Source organism: Endozoicomonas elysicola (genome assembly GCF_000710775.1).
In the GTDB taxonomy this organism is placed as follows: domain Bacteria; phylum Pseudomonadota; class Gammaproteobacteria; order Pseudomonadales; family Endozoicomonadaceae; genus Endozoicomonas; species Endozoicomonas elysicola.
Genome location: NZ_JOJP01000001.1, coordinates 2,621,038 through 2,640,907 on the forward strand (window position 1 = coordinate 2,621,038; position 19,870 = coordinate 2,640,907).

At 48.4% G+C, this 19,870-nt stretch carries 19 protein-coding genes; 12 read left to right on the forward strand and 7 right to left on the reverse strand.

Annotation, left to right across the window (positions count from 1 at the left end; all coding sequences use genetic code 11):
* Positions 1-88 precede the first annotated feature (88 nt).
* From GV64_RS11215 to GV64_RS11255, 9 genes are all read left to right on the forward strand, one after another.
* A complete protein-coding gene (locus GV64_RS11215; protein WP_020582925.1) occupies positions 89-430 on the forward strand; it encodes a PilZ domain-containing protein in 342 nt (113 codons plus the stop codon).
* Positions 431-517: 87 nt separating this feature from the next.
* Positions 518-1,300 (forward strand): TatD family hydrolase, encoded by a 783-nt coding sequence (locus tag GV64_RS11220; RefSeq protein ID WP_020582926.1) that lies wholly within the window; start codon positions 518-520, stop codon positions 1,298-1,300.
* Positions 1,301-2,044: 744 nt separating this feature from the next.
* A complete protein-coding gene (locus tag GV64_RS11225; RefSeq protein ID WP_020582927.1) occupies positions 2,045-3,382 on the forward strand; it encodes a Na(+)-translocating NADH-quinone reductase subunit A in 1,338 nt (445 codons plus the stop codon).
* A gap of 3 nt (positions 3,383-3,385) precedes the next feature.
* On the forward strand, positions 3,386-4,585 hold the full coding sequence (locus GV64_RS11230) for an NADH:ubiquinone reductase (Na(+)-transporting) subunit B (RefSeq protein WP_269078663.1): 1,200 nt from the start codon (positions 3,386-3,388) through the stop codon (positions 4,583-4,585).
* Entirely contained in the window at positions 4,585-5,379 is a 795-nt protein-coding gene (locus tag GV64_RS11235) for a Na(+)-translocating NADH-quinone reductase subunit C (RefSeq protein WP_020582929.1), read from the forward strand. The genes GV64_RS11230 and GV64_RS11235 overlap by 1 nt, the downstream gene beginning before the upstream one ends.
* Positions 5,379-6,044 carry an NADH:ubiquinone reductase (Na(+)-transporting) subunit D gene (locus tag GV64_RS11240; RefSeq protein ID WP_020582930.1) on the forward strand — a complete coding sequence of 222 codons (666 nt, stop codon included), beginning with the start codon at positions 5,379-5,381 and terminating at the stop codon, positions 6,042-6,044. The genes GV64_RS11235 and GV64_RS11240 overlap by 1 nt, the downstream gene beginning before the upstream one ends.
* 3 nt (positions 6,045-6,047) lie before the next feature.
* On the forward strand, positions 6,048-6,644 hold the full coding sequence (nqrE, locus tag GV64_RS11245; RefSeq protein WP_020582931.1) for an NADH:ubiquinone reductase (Na(+)-transporting) subunit E: 597 nt from the start codon (positions 6,048-6,050) through the stop codon (positions 6,642-6,644).
* A 15-nt stretch (positions 6,645-6,659) separates the two neighbouring features.
* Positions 6,660-7,886: an NADH:ubiquinone reductase (Na(+)-transporting) subunit F gene (nqrF, locus tag GV64_RS11250; protein ID WP_020582932.1), complete on the forward strand. Its 1,227-nt coding sequence runs from the start codon at positions 6,660-6,662 to the stop codon at positions 7,884-7,886.
* Positions 7,887-8,093: 207 nt separating this feature from the next.
* Entirely contained in the window at positions 8,094-9,758 is a 1,665-nt protein-coding gene (locus tag GV64_RS11255; RefSeq protein WP_020582933.1) for a hypothetical protein, read from the forward strand.
* 235 nt (positions 9,759-9,993) lie between these two features.
* Here GV64_RS11255 and GV64_RS11260 read toward each other — a convergent pair whose 3' ends face one another.
* The 4 genes from GV64_RS11260 to GV64_RS11275 all read right to left on the reverse strand — a co-directional run bounded on the left by GV64_RS11260 (position 9,994) and on the right by GV64_RS11275 (position 14,320).
* A complete protein-coding gene (locus GV64_RS11260) occupies positions 9,994-10,884 on the reverse strand; it encodes an ABC transporter permease subunit (protein ID WP_020582934.1) in 891 nt (296 codons plus the stop codon).
* A 1-nt stretch (position 10,885) separates the two neighbouring features.
* Entirely contained in the window at positions 10,886-11,737 is an 852-nt protein-coding gene (locus GV64_RS11265) for an ATP-binding cassette domain-containing protein (protein WP_020582935.1), read from the reverse strand.
* Positions 11,738-11,819: 82 nt separating this feature from the next.
* Positions 11,820-12,851 carry a taurine ABC transporter substrate-binding protein gene (gene tauA, locus GV64_RS11270; RefSeq protein WP_020582936.1) on the reverse strand — a complete coding sequence of 344 codons (1,032 nt, stop codon included), beginning with the start codon at positions 12,849-12,851 and terminating at the stop codon, positions 11,820-11,822.
* Between the two features lie 116 nt (positions 12,852-12,967).
* Positions 12,968-14,320 (reverse strand): aminotransferase family protein, encoded by a 1,353-nt coding sequence (locus tag GV64_RS11275; protein ID WP_020582937.1) that lies wholly within the window; start codon positions 14,318-14,320, stop codon positions 12,968-12,970.
* Between the two features lie 204 nt (positions 14,321-14,524).
* Here GV64_RS11275 and pdxR point away from each other — a divergent pair, with 204 nt between their 5' ends.
* The 3 genes from pdxR to GV64_RS11295 all read left to right on the forward strand — a co-directional run bounded on the left by pdxR (position 14,525) and on the right by GV64_RS11295 (position 17,694).
* Positions 14,525-16,048: a MocR-like pyridoxine biosynthesis transcription factor PdxR gene (gene pdxR, locus GV64_RS11285; RefSeq protein ID WP_020582939.1), complete on the forward strand. Its 1,524-nt coding sequence runs from the start codon at positions 14,525-14,527 to the stop codon at positions 16,046-16,048.
* Positions 16,049-16,154: 106 nt separating this feature from the next.
* Entirely contained in the window at positions 16,155-16,889 is a 735-nt protein-coding gene (locus GV64_RS11290) for a sulfite exporter TauE/SafE family protein (RefSeq protein WP_020582940.1), read from the forward strand.
* 40 nt (positions 16,890-16,929) lie between these two features.
* Positions 16,930-17,694, forward strand: coding sequence for an SDR family oxidoreductase (locus GV64_RS11295; RefSeq protein WP_026258304.1), 765 nt, complete (start codon positions 16,930-16,932; stop codon positions 17,692-17,694).
* 253 nt (positions 17,695-17,947) lie between these two features.
* On the opposite strand, the gene GV64_RS11300 is transcribed toward GV64_RS11295, so the two are convergent.
* From GV64_RS11300 to GV64_RS11310, 3 genes are read right to left on the reverse strand one after another with little or no spacing between them, the layout of a single operon-like run.
* Positions 17,948-18,790 carry a DUF3626 domain-containing protein gene (locus GV64_RS11300; RefSeq protein WP_020582942.1) on the reverse strand — a complete coding sequence of 281 codons (843 nt, stop codon included), beginning with the start codon at positions 18,788-18,790 and terminating at the stop codon, positions 17,948-17,950.
* A gap of 18 nt (positions 18,791-18,808) precedes the next feature.
* Positions 18,809-19,384: a hypothetical protein gene (locus GV64_RS23780; RefSeq protein ID WP_020582943.1), complete on the reverse strand. Its 576-nt coding sequence runs from the start codon at positions 19,382-19,384 to the stop codon at positions 18,809-18,811.
* A gap of 23 nt (positions 19,385-19,407) precedes the next feature.
* Positions 19,408-19,809, reverse strand: a complete 402-nt coding sequence (locus tag GV64_RS11310) for a hypothetical protein (RefSeq protein WP_020582944.1) — start codon at positions 19,807-19,809, stop codon at positions 19,408-19,410.
* Between the last annotated feature and the right edge of the window lie 61 nt (positions 19,810-19,870).

The following is a 19,870-nucleotide window of genomic DNA, read 5'->3' on the forward strand; positions in this document are numbered from 1 at the left end:
TACAGGGTATTCGAGGACTAAAGTCCACCTGAACATAAACAAACCTGTGATTAACGGGTTGGATTTGGAATAGAAGGAGAGGATTGTCATGGGAAAAGGGATGCAGGGATTGATGTCTCTGACCATTCGGGACACAGCATCGCTCTATGAAGCCTATATGCCTTTTATCAGCGGTGGTGGCCTGTTTGTTCCAACCCATAAACATTATAATTTGGGTGACGATGTATTTATCCGTCTGACGTTGATGGATGAGCCAGAAAAAATTCCTGTTCCTGGTAAAGTGGTATGGATTACACCCATGGGGGCTCAGGGTGGAAGGCAGTCAGGTATTGGTATTCAGTTTAATGATCCGACAGACAGTGTCAGGACTAAAATTGAAACCTATATTGCGGGAGCACTGGCTTCAGATCGCCCAACCAATACGATGTAATTGATTTTTTAAAAAGAACTACGGCTTTTACTGCTTTGCGGTAAAAGCCGTATTTTGTTGAAGTGCTTTTTGGCTACAGGGCTGTGTATGTTTATTGACTCCCACTGTCATCTTGATCGCCTCGATCTCAGCGCTTACGAGGGCGATCTTGATAAGGCTATAGAGGCAGCCAGGCAAGCTGGTGTGGAACGTATGCTCTGCATTGGTATCGATCTTGAAAATGGTCCCAGAGTGGTTGAGCTGGCAGAGCGATACGACGATGTTTATGCCTCTGTCGGAGTGCATCCATTAGACTGCAAAGAGATGGTTCCGGACATCAATGTGGTGCGTTCACTGGCTGACCATAAGAAAGTTGTAGCCATTGGTGAGACAGGGCTGGATTATTATTATGCGGGCAGTGAAGGGTTGCAGGCAGTTCAGAGACAGTCGTTTATTAATCATTTACAGCTGGCTTCAGAGCTGGAGTTGCCTGTCGTTGTTCATACTCGTGATGCCAGGGAAGATACCATCGATTTTATTCGTGAATATGGTTCTGAAGCGTCTTCGGGTGTCCTGCACTGTTTTACTGAGTCTCTGGAGATGGCAAAGGCCGCCCTGGATTTGAATTACTATATTTCCATTTCGGGTATTGTTACGTTTCGAAATGCCGCCGCATTGAGAGAGGTGGTGCAGTATCTCCCCATGGATCGGTTGTTGATTGAGACTGACTCTCCGTATCTGGCGCCTGTTCCTCATAGAGGGAAGTCGAATGAGCCACGTTTTGTGGCAGATGTTGCCCGGTTCATTGCTGAGCTTAAGGAGGTTGATCTCGAGATACTCGGAGAGAAAACTACCGAAAATTTCTTCCGACTCTTTTCCCGTGCTACCTGACTGGTGATTATCAGGTGCTGTTGAAATGAAATTGTCGTATAAAAAACTGTTATATTTGTGAGTTCTTTTATCTTGTTTTGAATGCGTCAAGGGCGGAACTGGGCTGCTTTTTTGTATTTTCTATCTACTGGGACGGTGCGTGAAAAACTCTCGCGATTAAGGTGTTTTTTGGTTATTTCTAATAGGTATTGGTAAAAATATCCTGCCAATCAGTATGGCATATCACTTCCAGTCTCTTTATAATTGCGCCACCATTTTCATCGGTGATGTTGCGAATTAAGGCTCAGGTACGGAAATTCCGATCATGTTTCGGCTAATTATAAAGAACATAAGTTCTCAATTACGATGCGTGTCTATCTGTTTGCCCATTAGGATCCTGCTGGTTTAAGGCGGGGTTTTTTCTGCGTCTGGATGGATTGCCAGAGTGCTTTCCGGGATAAAGACTGCGCAGCAGTAACCTTGAAAAAGGGGTGCTCTTCCAGACCCTGCTGCTTTTCCCTGATGCCGCTGGCCTCAGGGCTTTGCTTTGTGCAGTATGTTTGCTCCCCTTTCTCAAGTGATTACATGAAAGCGTTCGCAGTGCTCTCGGCCAGTTATCTGGTTGCTGGGAGTTTTGGTTTTTGTACTGGCTCTTTTTGAGAGAGAAGGCTAGGAAACCAGAGCTTCCTCAATCGTTCGGACAATTCCGGATCACCGGAGAGACGGGTTACTCCTGACCTCAACTTGATTGATTAGGCGAAAGGTATGATCAAAATCAAACAGGGGCTGGATCTCCCGATCTCAGGATCGCCTGAACAAAGTATCACGGAAGGCAGGGCAGCGCGCTCTGTAGCCGTGATCGGCTTTGATTACGTGGGCATGAAGCCCACTATGGCGGTTGCTGTGGGAGATCGAGTTAAAAAAGGGCAACTGCTCTTTACCGACAAGAAAACACCGGGTATCCGGTACACCGCTTTGGCTGGCGGTACCGTTTCAGCCATTAACCGTGGCGAAAAACGGGTTTTTCAATCCGTTGTGATTGATGTTGATGGCCAGGAAGAGGAAGAGACCTTCACTGCGTACAAGCCTGAGGAACTGGCGGGTCTGACCGCTGATCAGGTTGAAGTGCTGCTGAATGAATCTGGTCTCTGGACTGCCCTGCGCACCCGTCCGTTCAGCAAAGTGCCTGCATTGGGCTCTCGTCCTGCTTCTATCTTTGTAACGGCCATCGATACTCACCCACTGGCTGCGAATCCAGAAGTGGTGATCAAAGAACAGGCTGAAGCATTTGAGCAGGGTATCAATATCCTGGGCAAGCTCAGTGGCGGCAAGATTTTCCTTTGTAAGGCACCTGGTGCCAACATTCCTGCCGGCATTGCCAACAGCGAAGAGTTTGCCGGTCCGCATCCTGCGGGTTTGCCAAGTACTCACATTCATTTCCTTGATCCGGTTTCTGCCACCAAAACGGTTTGGCAGGTGGGCTATCAGGATGTGATTGCCGTGGGTAAATTGTTCACCACTGGTAAGCTCTTTACTGACCGTGTTGTTTCTCTGGCAGGACCCCAGGTTGATAAGCCACGTCTGGTTCGTACACGCCTTGGTGCCTGTACCGATGAAATCACCGCCGGTGAACTGAAGCCTGAGACCAACCGTATTATTTCTGGATCGGTTTTTGGTGGTCGCACTGCCAACGGCCCATTTGCTTACCTTGGACGTTACCATAATCAGGTTTCCGTTCTGGAAGAGAGCGATGAGCGTCTGTTCTTGGGTTGGGTTAACCCAATGGTTGACCGCTTCTCCATTCTGCGCGTCATGACCTCTGGCCTCAGCAAGAGCCGCCTGTTCAACTTCACCACAACCACAAACGGTGGTGAGCGTGCAATGGTGCCCGTCGGTAACTACGAGCAGATGATGCCCCTGGACATCCTGGCAACACAGCTGCTTCGTGCAATTATCGTTGGCGATACCGATACCGCGCAGAAACTGGGTGCACTTGAGCTGGAAGAAGAAGACCTTGCTCTTTGTACATTTGTTTGTGCGGGTAAATATGAGTACGGCCCCCTGCTGCGTGACAACCTGACCCGTATTGAGCTGGAGGGGTAATCAGTGAAGCCATTAAGAAAACTCCTTGACTCGATGGAGCCCCATTTCGTCAAGGGCGGTAAGTACGAAAAGTTCTACGCGCTGTTTGAAGCGGCTGACACGCTGTTTTACACACCGCTGGACAAAACTCACAACACCAGTCACGTTCGTGATGCGGTTGACCTGAAGCGTATGATGGGACTGGTGTGGTTATGCACTTTCCCGGCCATGTTCTTCGGTATGTGGAACGTAGGTTTCCAGGCAAATACTGCGATTGCTGGTGGCCTTGCAGCACCTTCTGACTGGCACGGCATGTTGATCGCCATGCTGGCGGGTAACGATCCGGCCAGCATCTGGGATAACCTGATTTATGGTGCGGTTTACTTCCTGCCTGTTTACGCTGTGACGTTCTTCGTCGGTGGTTTCTGGGAAGTGCTGTTCGCCATCGTGCGTAAGCATGAAGTGAACGAAGGTTTCTTCGTTACCTCTATCCTGTTTGCCCTGATCGTTCCGCCATCCATTCCTCTGTGGCAGGTGGCTCTGGGTATTTCCTTCGGTGTTGTTATCGGTAAGGAAGTATTCGGTGGTACGGGTAAGAACTTCCTGAACCCTGCGCTGACAGGCCGTGCGTTCCTGTTCTTTGCCTACCCGGCACAGATCTCTGGTGACCTGGTCTGGACGGCTGTTGACGGCTTCTCCGGTGCGACCATGCTGAGTGTTGCCCAGCAGGGCGGTGTGGAAGCTCTGCAACAGTCCATCAGCTGGATGCAGGCATTTATCGGTGTGATGCAGGGCTCCATTGGTGAGACCTCCACTCTGGCAATCTTTATTGGTGGTGCGATTCTGCTGTTCACCGGTATTGCTTCCTGGAGAATTGTTGCAGGTACCATGATCGGTATGATCGCCACAGCAACCCTGTTCAACATGATTGGTTCTGAGACCAACATGATGTTCCAGCTGCCTTGGTACTGGCATATGGTTCTGGGTGGTTTTGCCTTTGGTCTGATCTTCATGACTACTGATCCGGTATCGGCTTCCATGACCAACACCGGTCGTTGGTTCTACGGTGCCCTGATTGGTGTGATGGTCATCCTGATTCGAGTGGTAAACCCTGCGTATCCGGAAGGGATGATGCTGGCCATTCTGTTTGCCAACCTGTTTGCGCCGCTGATTGACCACTTTGTGGTAGAGGCCAATATCAAGCGTCGGGAGGCTCGGGCCTGATGGGTAACGATTCTATTAAAAAGACACTGCTGGTCACGGTAGTACTGTCACTGATCTGTTCAGTGCTGGTATCTGCGGCGGCAGTATTCCTGAAGCCGGTTCAGGACCAGAACATTAAACTGGATGTTCAGCGTAATATTCTGGCGATTTCCGGTCTGACTTCGGATGCAAAGGCGCTGAGCGTTGCTGAAGTTGCAGAGCTTTACAAGCGTATTCAGCCACGTCTGGTGGATCTGAAAACGGGCAAGTTCGTTGATGAGGCCAATGGTTTGACCGTTGATCAATACGATCAGCGTGTGGCCGCTAAAGACCCTAAAGCTTCTGAAGCCCTGGCAGGCAGTAAGGACATTGCCGGGATCAAGCGTCAGGCCGATGTTGCTAAAGTCTACCTGGTTGAGCAGGATGGCAAGATGCAGACTCTGATTCTGCCAGTTCACGGCTACGGTCTGTGGTCTACCATGTACGGTTTTCTGGCTCTGGAAAATAACCTGAACACTGTTAAAGGTTTTGGTTTCTTCGAGCAGGCAGAAACACCGGGACTGGGTGGTGAAGTTAGCAATCCGGTCTGGAAATCCAGATGGTCCGGTAAGGAAATTTACGGCGTCGACGGTCAGGTTGCTCTGCACGTGATTAAAGGCGGTGTTGATCCAGCCAACCCGGGTGCCATGAATCAGATCGACGGTCTGGCTGGTGCTACACTGACAGCCAACGGTGTCAGCAACCTGATTAAGTTCTGGTTATCCGACACTGGTTTCAAGCTGTTCCTCAATAACCTGAAAGCGGGGAATGCATAATGTCTGTAAAGACCAAAGACATCCTGCTGGAGCCGGTGGTTAAAAATAACCCCATTACCCTGCAGATTCTGGGTATTTGCTCCGCGCTGGCAGTAACCACCAGTATGCAGGTTAGCCTGGTAATGGCGCTCGCGGTTATCGGGGTTACTACGGCTTCCAACTTTGCCGTTTCTCTGATCCGTAACCAGATTCCCAACAGCATTCGAATCATCTGCCAGATGACCGTTATAGCCTCGCTGGTAATCGTGGTAGATCAGATTTTGAAAGCTTATGCCTTTGATATCTCCAAGCAGTTGTCAGTATTCGTTGGCCTGATCATCACCAACTGTATCGTTATGGGACGTGCAGAAGCGTTCGCCATGAAGAATGGTCCTGCACTGTCTGCGCTGGATGGTTTCGGTAATGGTCTTGGCTACGGTGCAGTTCTGCTGGTTGTTGCTTTCTTCCGTGAGCTGTTTGGTGCCGGCAACCTGTTTGGTGTGGAAATCCTGCAAACCGTGAACAACGGCGGCTGGTATATTCCTAACGGACTGATGCTGCTGGCTCCTTCAGCCTTCTTCCTGATCGGTCTGCTGATCTGGGCGATTCGCAGCTGGAAGGTTGACCAGGTTGAAGAGGTGGAATTCAAGATTGCACCTAACACCAAATTCAGTGAGGCGCACTAAGTCATGGAACATTTTATTTCGCTTTTTGTGAAAGCAGTGTTCGTGGAAAACATGGCGCTGGCTTTCTTCCTGGGGATGTGTACCTTCCTGGCCGTGTCCAAGCAGGTGAAAACTGCGATGGGCCTGGGTGTGGCGGTGGTTGCTGTGTTGACCATCACCGTGCCGATTAATAACATCATCTACCAGAACGTACTGAAGCCTGACGCGCTGGTGCCGGGAGTTGACCTGAGCTTCCTCGGTCTGATCACCTACATTGGTGTTATCGCGGCACTGGTACAAATTCTGGAAATGTTTCTGGATAAATTTGTACCGTCACTCTACAACGCACTAGGTGTTTTCCTGCCACTGATCACGGTGAACTGTGCCATCATGGGTGCGTCACTGTTCATGGTGCAGCGTGACTACAATCTGGGCGAGTCTGTAGTGTACGGCTTTGGTGCAGGCATGGGTTGGGCGCTGGCTATTGCGGCACTGGCGGGCATTCGTGAAAAGCTCAAGTACAGCGATGTACCTGCGGGACTGCGAGGTCTGGGCATTACCTTCATTACCGTAGGTTTGATGTCTCTGGGCTTCCTGTCGTTCTCTGGCGTACAGCTGTAAGGGGATTGGGACGATATGGATTCAAATATTATCTATGGCGTTGCCATGTTTACCATTATCGTACTGGCGCTGGTGTTGGTCATCCTCGCCGCCCGTTCGAGACTGGTAAGCACTGGTGATGTGACCATCGGGATCAACGAAGATCCGGAAAAAGGCGTGACTACCGCTGCTGGTGGCAAACTGCTGAATACGCTGTCCGGTGCAGGCGTTTTCCTGCCATCCGCCTGTGGTGGTGGTGGTACTTGTGCACAGTGTAAGTGTAAGGTGCTCTCCGGTGGTGGTGAAATGCTGCCAACCGAGCGTTCTCACTTCACCAAGCGTGAAGAGAAAGAAGGCTGGCGTCTTTCCTGCCAGGTCGCTGTTAAACAGGACATGGAAATTGAAGTTGAAGAAGAACTCTTCGGCGTCAAGAAGTGGGAGTGCGAAGTTGTCTCTAATGAGAACGTGGCTACCTTCATCAAGGAGCTGGTGTTAAAACTGCCTGAAGGTGAAAACGTTAACTTCCGTGCCGGTGGTTATGTTCAGCTGGAGTGTCCTCCTCATACGGTTGAGTACAAAAACTTCGATATTGAAGAAGAGTATCGTGGTGACTGGGACAAGTTTAACCAGTGGCAGTACGTTTCCAAGGTGGACGAAGAGACTATTCGTGCCTACTCCATGGCCAACTACCCAGAAGAGAAGGGATTGTTGAAGTTCAATATCCGTATTGCTTCACCACCTCCGGGTACTGACTTTGCGCCTGGTAAGATGTCTTCTTTCGTCTTCAACCTGAAGCCAGGCGACAAGATGACCGTATACGGACCATTTGGTGAGTTCTTTGCCAAAGAGACCGATAACGAGATGGTTTTCGTAGGCGGTGGTGCAGGTATGGCACCAATGCGTTCGCACATCTTTGACCAGCTGAAGCGTCTTTCTTCCAAGCGGAAGATCTCTTTCTGGTACGGTGCACGTTCTCTCCGTGAAGCTTTCTACGTGGATGAGTTCGACAAGCTGGCTGAAGAAAATGAAAACTTCACATGGCATCTGGCGCTGTCTGATCCGCTGCCGGAAGATAACTGGACGGGTTATACCGGCTTTATCCATCAGGTTCTTTTCGATAATTACCTGAAGGATCACCCGGCTCCGGAAGACTGTGAGTTCTACATGTGTGGACCGCCCATGATGAACGCAGCTGTGATTAAGATGCTTGAAGATCAAGGCGTAGAGCCTGAAAATATCCTGTTGGATGATTTTGGTGGCTAATTCTTTGATTTAACAGCTGAAAATTAAAAAGGCCAGTTCTCTTTGAGACTGGCCTTTTTATTTGCAATTTTATTAATGATGGGGAACTTTTAAAAACATTAGTACACAAATATGAAGTGTATTCAAGACATACGGAAAATGTGAGTCTTCCGGGATTTAACCGAACAACTGAATGGCTTCATCAAATAAAAAATAAGGTAATTAACCATGGCTGGAATCCAATTAAGTACTCTGGAGTCTCTTTCTCATTCCTGGCATAAACATGCCCAGTCATGGCTGATTATTCGTGCTGTTAAAACATTTGTTAATACGGTTAAAGCAGTTTTTGGTTTTTACACTGTTAATGTATTGGATGGTGTTACTCCCCGCCTAGTTCAAAAGCACCCCGATGCCTGGTTTTCTCAAGCGCTTCGAAAGCCTCTCGCTTTATTTAAAATTGCTTCTGTGTTGCCTGAGTTAGTGTCTCCCTATATCGCAGGAAAGCTTCATAAGGTGAAGGATAGTGAGCGTTCAGTGGAGTGTAGATTAGTGTTTTCCGGGGATCATGTCGGCTTATTACCCTCATATCGATCTAAGGATGAACCTGCAGCTTATTTGAATTGTATAGTTATGTGGCCAGGTAAAACAGACAAAGATGATGTTATTGCGTGTAGGAATTTAGCACAAGCTTATACAGACCGCACCTTTGGCCGAGGAAAGAGCTCTTTTTTACAGGTTGATAGTCCATTTAAACTTCAAGCACTTGCTGCTCAAATTCCTGATGATAAAAAATTGCGAGAGATAGAGAAACAGGGACAGTCAGATGAAGCTTATTATTTCAGCATTGATTGCATTCAGGATGCCATTGAGAAAATTGCTGAGAAGCATTGGAATATGCGTGTGGGGGAGGAAAAGTGCTTCATGTTTCGGGCAAGTGATCATGCAATGAGCCTGCGATTTAAAAAGCAGGAAGGAAGTCTTAAAGTTATTTTCTATGATCCGAATCTGACAGATTTACACTGTACTTACGGATTAACTTCTCCGCTGGATGCCCGCGGTCTTACAATCGATTATTTAATGGCGGGAGGTGACATCAGTGAGTACTTTCCTGATAAAAGTCTGCGGTCAGGCTGTATCAATTCTAATACGATGATTCCAGATCGTGATCAATGTGATGTTCATATGTTTGGAAAGCCTGATGCAGGAATGATGTTCCAGGGTTTGAAACAAGGCCATTTTGGCCATAAAGGTTTTTCAAAGAGTGCCGTCGCAAGTGCTATTCAAGGGCTTACTTCTTATGAAAAACTGGATTTGTTGATGGCAAATAATGAAAGAGGTGCCCCTGGACTTTCCGCTGCCTGTGGTAAAAATCGTGTTCAAGCCGTAAGAGATATGCTTGCTTTAATTAATGAGTCCGGATTGCCTTCCTGGGATATCAAGCGATTATTTAAGGGCGATCCGGAACTTCATAATTTAAAGAGAGCATTGGCATTTAGGAGTCTTGATATTATCGTTCTATTGATCAGGGGTATTTTGGAAAACCGCACACTAGATTCCCATGATAAAAAAGATCTTCTTGGGCCATCATACAGTAATAACTCCATACTGCATGATGTAGCATTGATTGAAGGCGCTGGTGCTGAAATGTTACTGAACTCATATGTTCTTGAGGTAGCCAATAGTGATTTATCTTACCTTGATAAAAAGGATCTTTTGGTGGCCGGTAATAAATACGGTAGAAACTTCTTTGATACGTGTGGCCTTCTCGGTAAAGGGTACATGATAGATGTATACCAAAATGCTTTGATGGCTAGCTCGTTGGCAGAATGGCAGAAACAGGATATTTTGAGCGCAGGTGCAGGAAGATTCTATGGAGCGACTGCGGCTGCTTAGCCATTTTTGAGTGAGTTATAAAAGTTAGTGAGTTTATGTAGAACTAATGCATAAGTAAAAACATATGCAAAGTCTGAAAACATCTGTGTCAGGTACGGAATGAGCGAATAAATCTTTATGGTCCTCTCTCACGCAACCATTGATTTTACTTTGGTTTTGGGAGAAGTGACTTATTCGCAGCGTCCTTAATGATTTTCTTTGGTGGTTACACTTGATTAGTATTGAAAAGTTTAGATCAATAACCTTTCCAAGGCACCAGTTTCTTTTCCAGGTGGCGCATCAGTAAATCAAAGCTATAGGCAATTAATCCAATAATAATAATGCCTGCTACAACCACATCCGTTACCATAAACTCAGCAGCATTCAACACCATAAATCCGATACCTGCTTCAGCGGCGACCATTTCTGAGGCTACCAGTGTCGTCCAGCCAAAGCCGATACCAATTCTCAGCCCGGTCAGTATCTCGGGCAGGGCACTTTTAATAATGACATGGTATAGCACCTGCAGTTTGCTGGCTCCCATGGAATAGGCCGCTTGAATCTGTTCACTTTTGGCGGCATTGACACCCGCACGTGCACTTAAAGCAATAGGGGCAAACATAGCCAGATAGATCAGGGTTACCTTACTGGCTTCGTCAATGCCCAGCCAGATAATGATCAGTGGCAGATAAGCCAGTGGTGGTAGTGGACGGTAAAATTCAATAATGGGATCGAAAATACCGCGAAACCAGACATTGCAACCGATCAATATTCCCACAGGAATCGCAGTGACTGCTGCCAGTATGAATGCTCCAAAAACACGGCCAAGGCTGGCCTGCATGTGTTCAGCAAGGGACGCTCCGGCAAAACCATCCGTCACCAGCTCTCCCATTCTGGCTGCCACATCAAGCGGGGAAGGTAGAAACAAGGGGTTGATCCAGCCCAGTTCTGTGGCGGCCAGCCATATCAGAATGCAGCAGAGGGTGGTGACTATGGCAATGAGTCGACTGTCTCCCTGACCAGGCTCGCCATAATAACTGCCGGGTGTCATGGTTTTTGACAGGATTTTGTCTTTTAATTTAACCAGCAATGGTGTCGGTTGCCTGTCTGCTTCACACTGTTCCAGTGGGATGGGTTCTGTGTTCATTTCAGCAAGCCTCCTGAACTTCATCCTGGTGAATGATGGAGAGAATTTTTTCTCTCATGGCAATAAAGTCCGGTTCAGATTTAACCGCTCTTGCATCCCTGCATTCCAGAAAACGACGGTTGAAGTTCAGGTCAAAGGCGTGGGTTATCCGCCCAGGCCTGGGAGACATGACGATCAGTTTTGAGGCCATAAACAGTGCTTCTTCGACACTGTGGGTAATAAAGAACATCATTTTGCTGGTGGCTTGCCAGGCGTCCAGCAGCAATTCCTGCAGTGTTTCCCGAGTCAGAGCATCCAGTGCGCCGAGTGGCTCATCCAGAAGCAGAATGCTTGGGTCATTGGTTAAGGCTCTGGCAATACCAACCCTCTGTTGCATACCACCGGACAGCTGATACACCTTGTGTTGATGAAAATCATGGAGGCCTACCAGTGCTAGGTATTTTTCTGCTTTTTCACGGCGCTCTGCGGCACTGATGCCTTGAAGCTTCAGGCCAAATTCTGTGTTCTCTACCACATTCATCCACGGGAAGAGGGCATGCTTTTGAAAAACCACACCGCGTTCAGCGCTGGGGCCGAGAATCTGGTCACCAATGTCGCGCCCCATGGATACCCGGGGGACACCCGTTAACGTTGAGCTGCCCAGTGTCAGATAACCTTTAGTGGGTCTGATAAAGCCGGCAATAAGATTGAGCAGTGTCGTTTTACCACAGCCCGAAGCACCAAGGGCGACGACCAGTTCTCCCTGTTCGATCTCAAGATTAACACCGGACAGGGCAGTAACTGGGGAGCCTCCCTGCAAACCGGGGTATTCCACTGAGACGTCCCGGATTCTCAGTACCTTGTCCATACTCATGTGATTACTTCCTTATCCAGCAAATAGGAGTACCTGACCTTTCTAAGTCAGGTACTGATGACAGGCAAAAAGTGTTCCGGAATCACTCGGTCAGTTTCATGGCCAGTTCGGCATAGGCCGGGTTTACGAATGTGCTGTAGTCATCCTGAAGTCCATTGATCTTCTTTTCTTCCAGCAGAAATTCGGAGGTATAAAGAAGCGCTTTTGCAGCACCGCCTTCCATCTGGCAGCCAAGCCACTTGCAGGAAACCTGTGCAGGGATATCCGGGAATTCATAAAGGGCCATTGCTTCGACCACCTGATCCAGTTCACCACCTACGATGTTTTTGACAGACTGTGCGATAGGGTGTTCGCTGGAGAAGTCTGCACCTGCCTGGCGGTAAGTACTGTCGGCCTTAGCAATTACCTTGATCACTTTTGCCACAAATTCGGGAGATTCTTTGGCAAAGGACTTACTGGCGATCAGACCATCAAAGGTCGGTTTACCCCAGTTGCTCAGCTCTTTGGATGAAATAAGTACAGAGCCTTCTTTCTTGATGTTGCCCAGTACCGGGTCCCAGATAAAGGCACCATCAATATCACCTCTGGCCCAGGCGGCAGAAATGGCATTGGGCTGCATATTGACCAGCTTTACGTCCTTTTCACTCAGGCCAAACTCTTTCAGGGCGAAGAGCATGTGGTAATGGGTGGTCGAAACAAAAGGTACGGCAATCCGCTTACCTTTCAGATCTGAAGGTGACTTGATTCCACTGCCATCACGAACTACCAGAGCTTCTGCCTCAGCAATGTTTTCCATAATCCAGACCAGCTCCACATCAACACCCCGGCTGACGGCAGTGGCAATAGGGCTGGAACCGGCTACGGTCAGGTCAACACTGCCAGAGGCAATGCCGGTAATGGCCTTGGCGCCGGAATCAAACTTCCGCCACTTGATCTCAACACCGGTCTCCTTTTCAACCAATTTCTGGTCGATGGCGTATTTCCAGGGGTTAAACATTCCCTGGTAACCGATGGTGACCACGTCTTTGGCATAACTGATGCCAGAAGTAACCGCCAGACCGAGAGAGAGGGCTACCGTACCCAGCGTATTTTTAAATGTACCGGTTTTGCTCATGACTGTTTCCTTTCAGTTTATGGTGACTGGTTGTATTTATAAGTTTGGGTTGCACCAAGTGGGTGCGTTAGTAAGGGTGTTTACTTTGTCGTGCACTGTTTGAAGTACAGTGTCTTCTAAGGTGATATCTCTGTAATCACTTCATCCAGAATGCTCAGGATACGATCCGCTTCCTCCTGGTTGATGGTCAGCGCAGGGCTGAGGCAGAGGGTATTATTGAACTGGCTGAAGGAGCGGTTGGTTCTGCCAATCATCAAGCCCTTCTCAAGGCAAAGCCCTGCTACCTTGATGGCTACCTGCTCATCTACCGGCTCTTTGGATACAGGGTCATTGACCAGCTCAATGCCGAGGAAAAGGCCTTTGCCCCTGACATCGCCAACAATAGGGTGCTTTTGTTGAAGCTGTCTGAGACCAGCCATCAGGTACTCACCCATATGGCTGGCATTTTCCAGTAGCTTCTCATCTTCCAGAATTCGCAGGTTTTCCAGTGCCGCTGCGGGCCCGGCAGTGCATCCGCCAAAGGTGCTGATATCACGGAAATAGTCTTCCCGGTCTTCAGGGTTGCTTTTAAACAGATTGAACACTGCTTCTGTGGTCACGGTGCAGGAGATGGCGGCGTAGCCTGAAGCGACGCCCTTGGCCAGAGTGACAATGTCCGGCTTGATACCGTAATGCTGATAACCAAACCAGGCACCGGTACGGCCCATGCCGCAGACCACTTCGTCAATGTGCAGCAGGATGTCATACTTACGACAGATTTCCTGTATTTTCTGCCAGTACCCTTCCGGCGGGGTAATGACGCCACCTCCTGCAGTAATGGGCTCAAGGACAACTGCACCAATGGTATCAGGCCCCTCTTTCAGAATGACCTCTTCCATCGCCTTTGCAGCGCGGATGCCATAGTCTGCGATATCGCCATACTGACTCCGGTACTCGCAGCAATGAGGGATTTCGATAAAACCGGGAGTAAAAGGGCCGTACTGTGAACGTCGCTCTTCCTGTCCAGTTGAACTGAGGCAGGTGATGGTTGTGCCGTGATAATCCCGTTCTCTGTACAGAATTTTGTGTTTTTTTCCGTTGTATTTCTTATGGGCGATCTGACGCACCATTTTGTAGGCTTTCTCATTGGCTTCAGAGCCTGAGTTAGACAGATAGACTCGACTCATGCCCGGCATCTTCTCCAGCAACTTCTTGCTGAACTCTGCAGCAACCGGTGTGCCAGCTGTTGCTGCAAAGAAGTTTAATGTTTCCAGCTGCTGTTTTACGGCCTCCGCAATTGAACGTCTGCCATAGCCGACATTCACCGTCCATACGCCACCGGCAGAAGCATCCAGGTATTCCTTACCATTGATGTCCCAGACTTTCAGTCCCTCACCTTTCACCATGACAGGAGGCTGTTTATGGTCATAGATGGCGTGCTGTGAAAGGTGGTGCCAGACGTGCTGACGATCAATTTCTGCAATGTTCATTGGTTTACTCCCTGGCGTTTGTGCTTTTTTTCAAACTAAAAAAATCCTGCAAATCTCGCCTAGTGACAGTTTTGTTTTTTTATAAGGCCAGTAATCAGCAAATGGTTGGCCAGAAACTTGCTTTGCAGGTAGGGCAGGTGTTTAGAAAGGGAGTTGATAGGAATACTGCTCCAAAATGGTGAGGCTAAAGGAGATGGATGACGAATGAGTGAGCATTTGCTGCATATTGACTTTACCCGGGCAAGAGGTCTTCAGGAGCAGATTCGCGAGCACCTAACCACCATGATTCATCAGAACCATTTTGGCGATCGAGCGTTGCCATCCTGCCGGAAGATGGCGGAAATGCTCAAGGTTTCCAGAAATACCATTGTCCTGGTTTATGAAAAACTGGTGGACGAGGGATTTCTGATCTCACGGGAACGAAGCGGCTATTTTGTCAACCTAGACTACCTGTCACAGAATACGCAACTGGTGTCCAGAACCTTTTCTCTGAACTCGTCAGTATCGGACTCATGTTCTTCTTCGATTTGCTGGAAAGATCGACTTGTCAGGGATCTTTCCAGCTATCAAAACATCAGGAAACCCTCAGACTGGCAGGATTACCCATACCCTTTTGTTTTTGGCCAGCCTGATCATTCACTTTTCCCTCTGAATCAGTGGCGTGAATGCAGTCGTCTGGCCCAGCGGCAGAGTGCGATGAAAGCGTGGGTTTCGGATTTTATGGACAATGATGATGAGTTTCTGGTTGATCAGTTAAAGCAGCATGTGTTGAGTAAGCGGGGGATTCAGGTCAGCACGGATGAAATACTGGTGACTGTGGGCACCCAGAACTCCTTGTATCTTCTGGCATCCCTGTTGGTGGGAGAGAATACTCGGCTGGGCATGGAAGACCCAGGCTATCCGGATGCCAGAAATATCTTTGCCCACCATGGAGCGGAGGTGGTTCCGCTGGGGATGGATGATCAGGGCGTGATTCCGGATAGCCAAATGGATACCTGTAATTATGTGTACCTGACGCCCAGTCATCAGGTACCCACCAATGTCACCATGTCGATGGAGCGACGGCAGGCATTGTTGTCTGAGTCCAGTGAGAAAGATTTCATCATTATTGAAGATGACTATGAGAGCGAAACAAACCTTCAGGCGCAGCCTCATCCTGCCTTGAAGAGCCTGGATCAGTCCGGGCGGGTGATCTACGTGGGCAGTCTTTCGAAGTCGTTGTCGCCAGGGCTGAGAATCGGGTTTCTTGTGGCGGATGCTGAACTGATTCAACAGGCCAGGATGTTACGGCGCCTCATGTATCGACACCCTCCCATGAACAATCAGAGAACCGCAGCCCTGTTTATTTCCATGGGCTACTACGACAGCTATCTGCGCAAGCTTCGCAAAAGCTATGGTGAAAAGTGGCAGGTGATGAGCGAAGCCCTTGAGCGCTATCTTCCCGGGAGCATCATTAATCACACGTCAGGTGGTTGTTCTTTCTGGCTGCAGTTGCCCGGTGGTATTGATTTGGATTCACTGGTATCCAGCTGTGCCACAGAAGGCATTATTATTGAACCGGGAGATATTCATTTTCTGTCGTCAAAATCACCGGGCAACTTTATCCGACTGGGATTTTCAGCCATTGCTCCTGAAGCCATTACACCGGGTATTCAAATTCTGGCTCAGGTTATTTCAGCTCAGGCATACCCCTTGGACTGTCCATCAAGATTACCGGTAGCGGTATAGCAAGAATTAACCTTAATGATGACTCTGTCCCTAAAAAAAACAGCTTCTGTCTCTAATGGTCCTGGTTCCCAGTGATTAGACTGAGATGGGTTGATAGGGATTATGTATGTTGTCGATCGAGTGGTTACTGTTTGTTCCTGTTGCCATTGCTGCGATGATCCGGGGGTATACAGGATTTGGCTTTGCCGCCATTTCAATACTGGCTATCGGTCAGTGGTATCCGGTTCATATTGCCGTGCCTGTGGTGTTGCTTCTGGATGCTGTGACCGGGTTGCCGCTTCTGCTGGGCAGCTGGCGCCAATGCTGTGTCCGAACCCTGAATTCATTATTACTGGCTGGCGTTGCAGGCATGCCTGCCGGGTTGTTTCTGCTGTTTTATCTGGAAGAATCCACGCTGAGACTGCTGGTGGCGCTGGTTATTCTGTTGATGGGACTGTTGAGTTATCTGCCATCCAGCGTTGCTCAGTCGGTGATAAAGTCCGGCTGGATCTGTGGCGTGATGTCTGGTTGGACAACCAGTGCCGTATCGGCGGGGGGGATCCCGGTGATCATGCACATGGTGAACTCATCGCTGTCACTGCGAAAACAGCGGGCAACACTCATCATGTATTTTGTGATCAGTTCCATATTATGTGTGTCATTAATTCTGATGGGCACAAAGGATCTGGACTCGGTATTTGACCTTTTTCTGGGATTGCTCCCGGTTTGTATCTCGGGTGCCCTGGCAGGCAAGGTCTTTTTCCACTTCTACGAAACCGGTAGGGTTCAACAAATCGCATTTTCCTTTATGATGCTTCTGGCATCGCTTTCACTGATCAAGGCAGTTTATGTGGTGTTTTGATGTAAACTGCGACACAAGAAATGAAATGGAGTTACGCAGAATGAGTTCATCCACTGTTTTGATCACAGGGGCAACCTCCGGTTTTGGTCTGGCCTGTGCCAGGTTGTTTGCTGAGCATGGTCATTCCCTGATCATCACCGGTCGCCGTTCAGAACGTCTGCAGACGCTGGCGGATGAGTTGACGCCTAAAGTCCCGGTTCACAGTGTGACTCTGGACGTTCGCGATACCCAGGCGGTATCGGATATGGTGGATTCACTGCCCGACAGTTTTCGAAATATTGAGGTTCTGGTGAATAATGCCGGTCTTGCGCTGGGAGCAGGACCGGCGTGGGAAGCCAGCCTGGAAGACTGGCAGACCATGATTGATACCAATGTGACCGGACTGGTGAATGTGACCCATAAGTTGCTGCCGGTTCTGCGTGAACAACCCAAAGCCTCCATCATTAACCTGGCTTCTGTGGCTTCTAACTGGGCTTATCCGGGGAGTCATGTCTATGGAGCGAGTAAGGCATTTGTTGCCCAGTTCTCCCGCAACCTCCGCTGTGACCTGGCGGGCAGTGGCGTCCGAGTGACCAGCCTTGAACCTGGCATGTGCGAAACCGAGTTTTCACTGGTGCGTTTCAAGGGGGATCAGGAGAAGAGTGACAGTATTTATAAAGGGGTTAATCCGCTCCGCCCGGAAGACATTGCCGATATTATTCTCTGGATTGCCCTGCAGCCAGCGCATATCAATATCAACAGCCTTGAAGTGATGCCCACCTCCCAGGCATGGGATAATTTCAAAGTGGTTCGGAAAACTGACTGACAGAATGTTTTGTTGAACCACAGAGGTCACTAAGAGCACAAAGAAGAATCTTTCTTTTCCTTAGTGCTCTTTGTGATCTCTGTGTTTCAATCTTCAGCTCTCGAAAATAATTTAATGGCCGCTCTAAGTTAGGCTGAATAATGGGGCATTGGACAGTAAAGAGACAATACTCTCTAGGTCATCCGGCGTTGCTGAACAATACTTCAATAACATTAAGACTTCTTTTCACATCAGAGCATGTTGTAATCATTGGTCATGCTCGTGCTGACAAGTATCCATACCTTGCTAAATAGTGCCAGATTTTCTTGATTTCTTGCTCGTCGTAACCCTGTTCAGTAATTGCTGTGCCTAATAGCCTGGCATTGACGGTGCCGTTTACCGCAAGGCTGCGAGCTAGTTGAATGAACTGTTTACCCCTGTAGCTAGGGTAACGGCTCATAACATTGACCTGTAATTCATAACCATCATGCCAATTTATGGTAATACCTAGTTGATGAGCGTGTTCCTCTACGACACTGAATCTGTATATTGGATCTAAAACCAAACATTCCACGTCCGTTTTTATTGAAACAACTCCATGAATATGGGCTTCAATATAATCATCCAGTAAGTCAACTTGGTCTAACGAGGCTTTTGCTATTAATGAACTGACTGTGTTGGATACGGCACAATCTTCTGGTTCAAAGAAGCTGTCTGGGTAACAGAACGTTGTACGCTCCAGAACATGGGATTTCAGTTGGAAAAAGGCTGACCCAAAACGTGGTGCTGCACCGGTTTTGTACTTACGGAAATTAAGAGCACCATACTTAGGCCTAAGGTGTAAAGGCGCTTTATCATAAGCCCCTCCAAAAATCCGTTGTTCCCAAAGCCAGCGTGCACCACCGTTGTATGCAGTTAAGCCACCATTACTTGTAGCGGTTTCAAATTGAGACCTTAATTCTCCCGTTTTGGCAATAGCTAACAATAAAGGCACATTATCTGGTGTATATCGATCTGGATGAAAATTGATAGTAACAGAGTGCTCTGTACCTTCAGAATTACCAAAAGATTTTGCACGCACATTTTCTATAGCTTGAGTAACAGCATGTGTATTCATCCAGTCTCCATTTCAGACCTATGCTGGCTGAACAATCTGCCATGAAGCATCTTCTTGAAGGCAGGCCTGTCCCCAGGCTTCCTCTGTTTTTCCTCCAATCGTAACAGACTGCTGAAACTCTCGACAGACCAGTCCGGAGGTTGAGCTTTTGCCTTCTTTGGTGGCAACAACATAACCATTGGCGTCACCATCACTCCAGATGATCTTTTCACCTACCGGAGCAGTCGTCGCTTTAACCTGCGCCGCTTCGTGTTCCCGCTGGGCAGCTTCATTGATGTTATCAAGAATTTTCAGTGTAATGGCCGTGAATGCCAACCATTTTACCGCATCATTATCGTTGTGATAGTGACCATAACCCCCATAGGGGTGACCGTATGGACGAATCACCACAATGTTATTAATAACCCTTCTGCGAGGGACAACAATGGGTTGTACTCTGACCCGTCGATGATCATCCCAGCGGTCATCCTGGCGGTAGTCCCTACGGTCATCACGACGATCCACACGATCATCCACTCTTAAGTCGGCCATCAGAGGCTGAGAAACCAGGCCAAGAGACAATAATAACAACAGTGGTGAGAGCAGCTTTTTCATATCAGTGATTCCTTTTCTTATGATCAGGCTTCTTTACCCCAGAGCAGTACTGTTGCCTGGGCGCGCCCTTTGCCCTGGGTCTGATACCAGAAGGAGACTTTTTCTATGGCACGGGTTTTACCTGGCAGATCGATTTGGCGGGTGCTGTTGTTCTTGCGAACCAGGCCTTTCATGGCAATTTCACGGGTCTGACCATTTCGGTAATGGATGATGGCCCGCTTGAAATCCACATCTGCGCCACGAACCTTGAACTGAATCTTCCGAAATAACCCTTCACGGGCTCCCACGAAAATAGTGTCAGCTTCTGTACGGCGACTGACTTGTTTCTCGCCCAGTAGCTCCCAACCAGAAGCCTGTACTGGTTGAATAAAGAGGGTAGTAATGAACATGGCAATCAGGCTGAAAACGGTAAGGTGACCTTTCATGGCAATTGAAACTCCAGAGCTTTATTATTTATTTTGCATATGTGTATGCAATTTAGGGATG

Bases quoted from the DNA above. Each gene is read 5' to 3' on its own strand.
- GV64_RS11215 (WP_020582925.1), top strand. From the start codon at position 89: ATGGGAAAAGGGATGCAGGGATTGATGTCTCTGACCATTCGGGACACA.
- GV64_RS11220 (WP_020582926.1), top strand. From the start codon at position 518: ATGTTTATTGACTCCCACTGTCATCTTGATCGCCTCGATCTCAGCGCT.
- GV64_RS11225 (WP_020582927.1), top strand. From the start codon at position 2,045: ATGATCAAAATCAAACAGGGGCTGGATCTCCCGATCTCAGGATCGCCT.
- GV64_RS11235 (WP_020582929.1), top strand. From the start codon at position 4,585: ATGGGTAACGATTCTATTAAAAAGACACTGCTGGTCACGGTAGTACTG.
- GV64_RS11240 (WP_020582930.1), top strand. From the start codon at position 5,379: ATGTCTGTAAAGACCAAAGACATCCTGCTGGAGCCGGTGGTTAAAAAT.
- nqrE (WP_020582931.1), top strand. From the start codon at position 6,048: ATGGAACATTTTATTTCGCTTTTTGTGAAAGCAGTGTTCGTGGAAAAC.
- nqrF (WP_020582932.1), top strand. From the start codon at position 6,660: ATGGATTCAAATATTATCTATGGCGTTGCCATGTTTACCATTATCGTA.
- GV64_RS11255 (WP_020582933.1), top strand. From the start codon at position 8,094: ATGGCTGGAATCCAATTAAGTACTCTGGAGTCTCTTTCTCATTCCTGG.
- GV64_RS11260 (WP_020582934.1), bottom strand. From the start codon at position 10,884: ATGAACACAGAACCCATCCCACTGGAACAGTGTGAAGCAGACAGGCAA.
- GV64_RS11265 (WP_020582935.1), bottom strand. From the start codon at position 11,737: ATGAGTATGGACAAGGTACTGAGAATCCGGGACGTCTCAGTGGAATAC.
- tauA (WP_020582936.1), bottom strand. From the start codon at position 12,851: ATGAGCAAAACCGGTACATTTAAAAATACGCTGGGTACGGTAGCCCTC.
- GV64_RS11275 (WP_020582937.1), bottom strand. From the start codon at position 14,320: ATGAACATTGCAGAAATTGATCGTCAGCACGTCTGGCACCACCTTTCA.
- pdxR (WP_020582939.1), top strand. From the start codon at position 14,525: ATGAGTGAGCATTTGCTGCATATTGACTTTACCCGGGCAAGAGGTCTT.
- GV64_RS11290 (WP_020582940.1), top strand. From the start codon at position 16,155: ATGTTGTCGATCGAGTGGTTACTGTTTGTTCCTGTTGCCATTGCTGCG.
- GV64_RS11295 (WP_026258304.1), top strand. From the start codon at position 16,930: ATGAGTTCATCCACTGTTTTGATCACAGGGGCAACCTCCGGTTTTGGT.
- GV64_RS11300 (WP_020582942.1), bottom strand. From the start codon at position 18,790: ATGAATACACATGCTGTTACTCAAGCTATAGAAAATGTGCGTGCAAAA.
- GV64_RS23780 (WP_020582943.1), bottom strand. From the start codon at position 19,384: ATGAAAAAGCTGCTCTCACCACTGTTGTTATTATTGTCTCTTGGCCTG.
- GV64_RS11310 (WP_020582944.1), bottom strand. From the start codon at position 19,809: ATGAAAGGTCACCTTACCGTTTTCAGCCTGATTGCCATGTTCATTACT.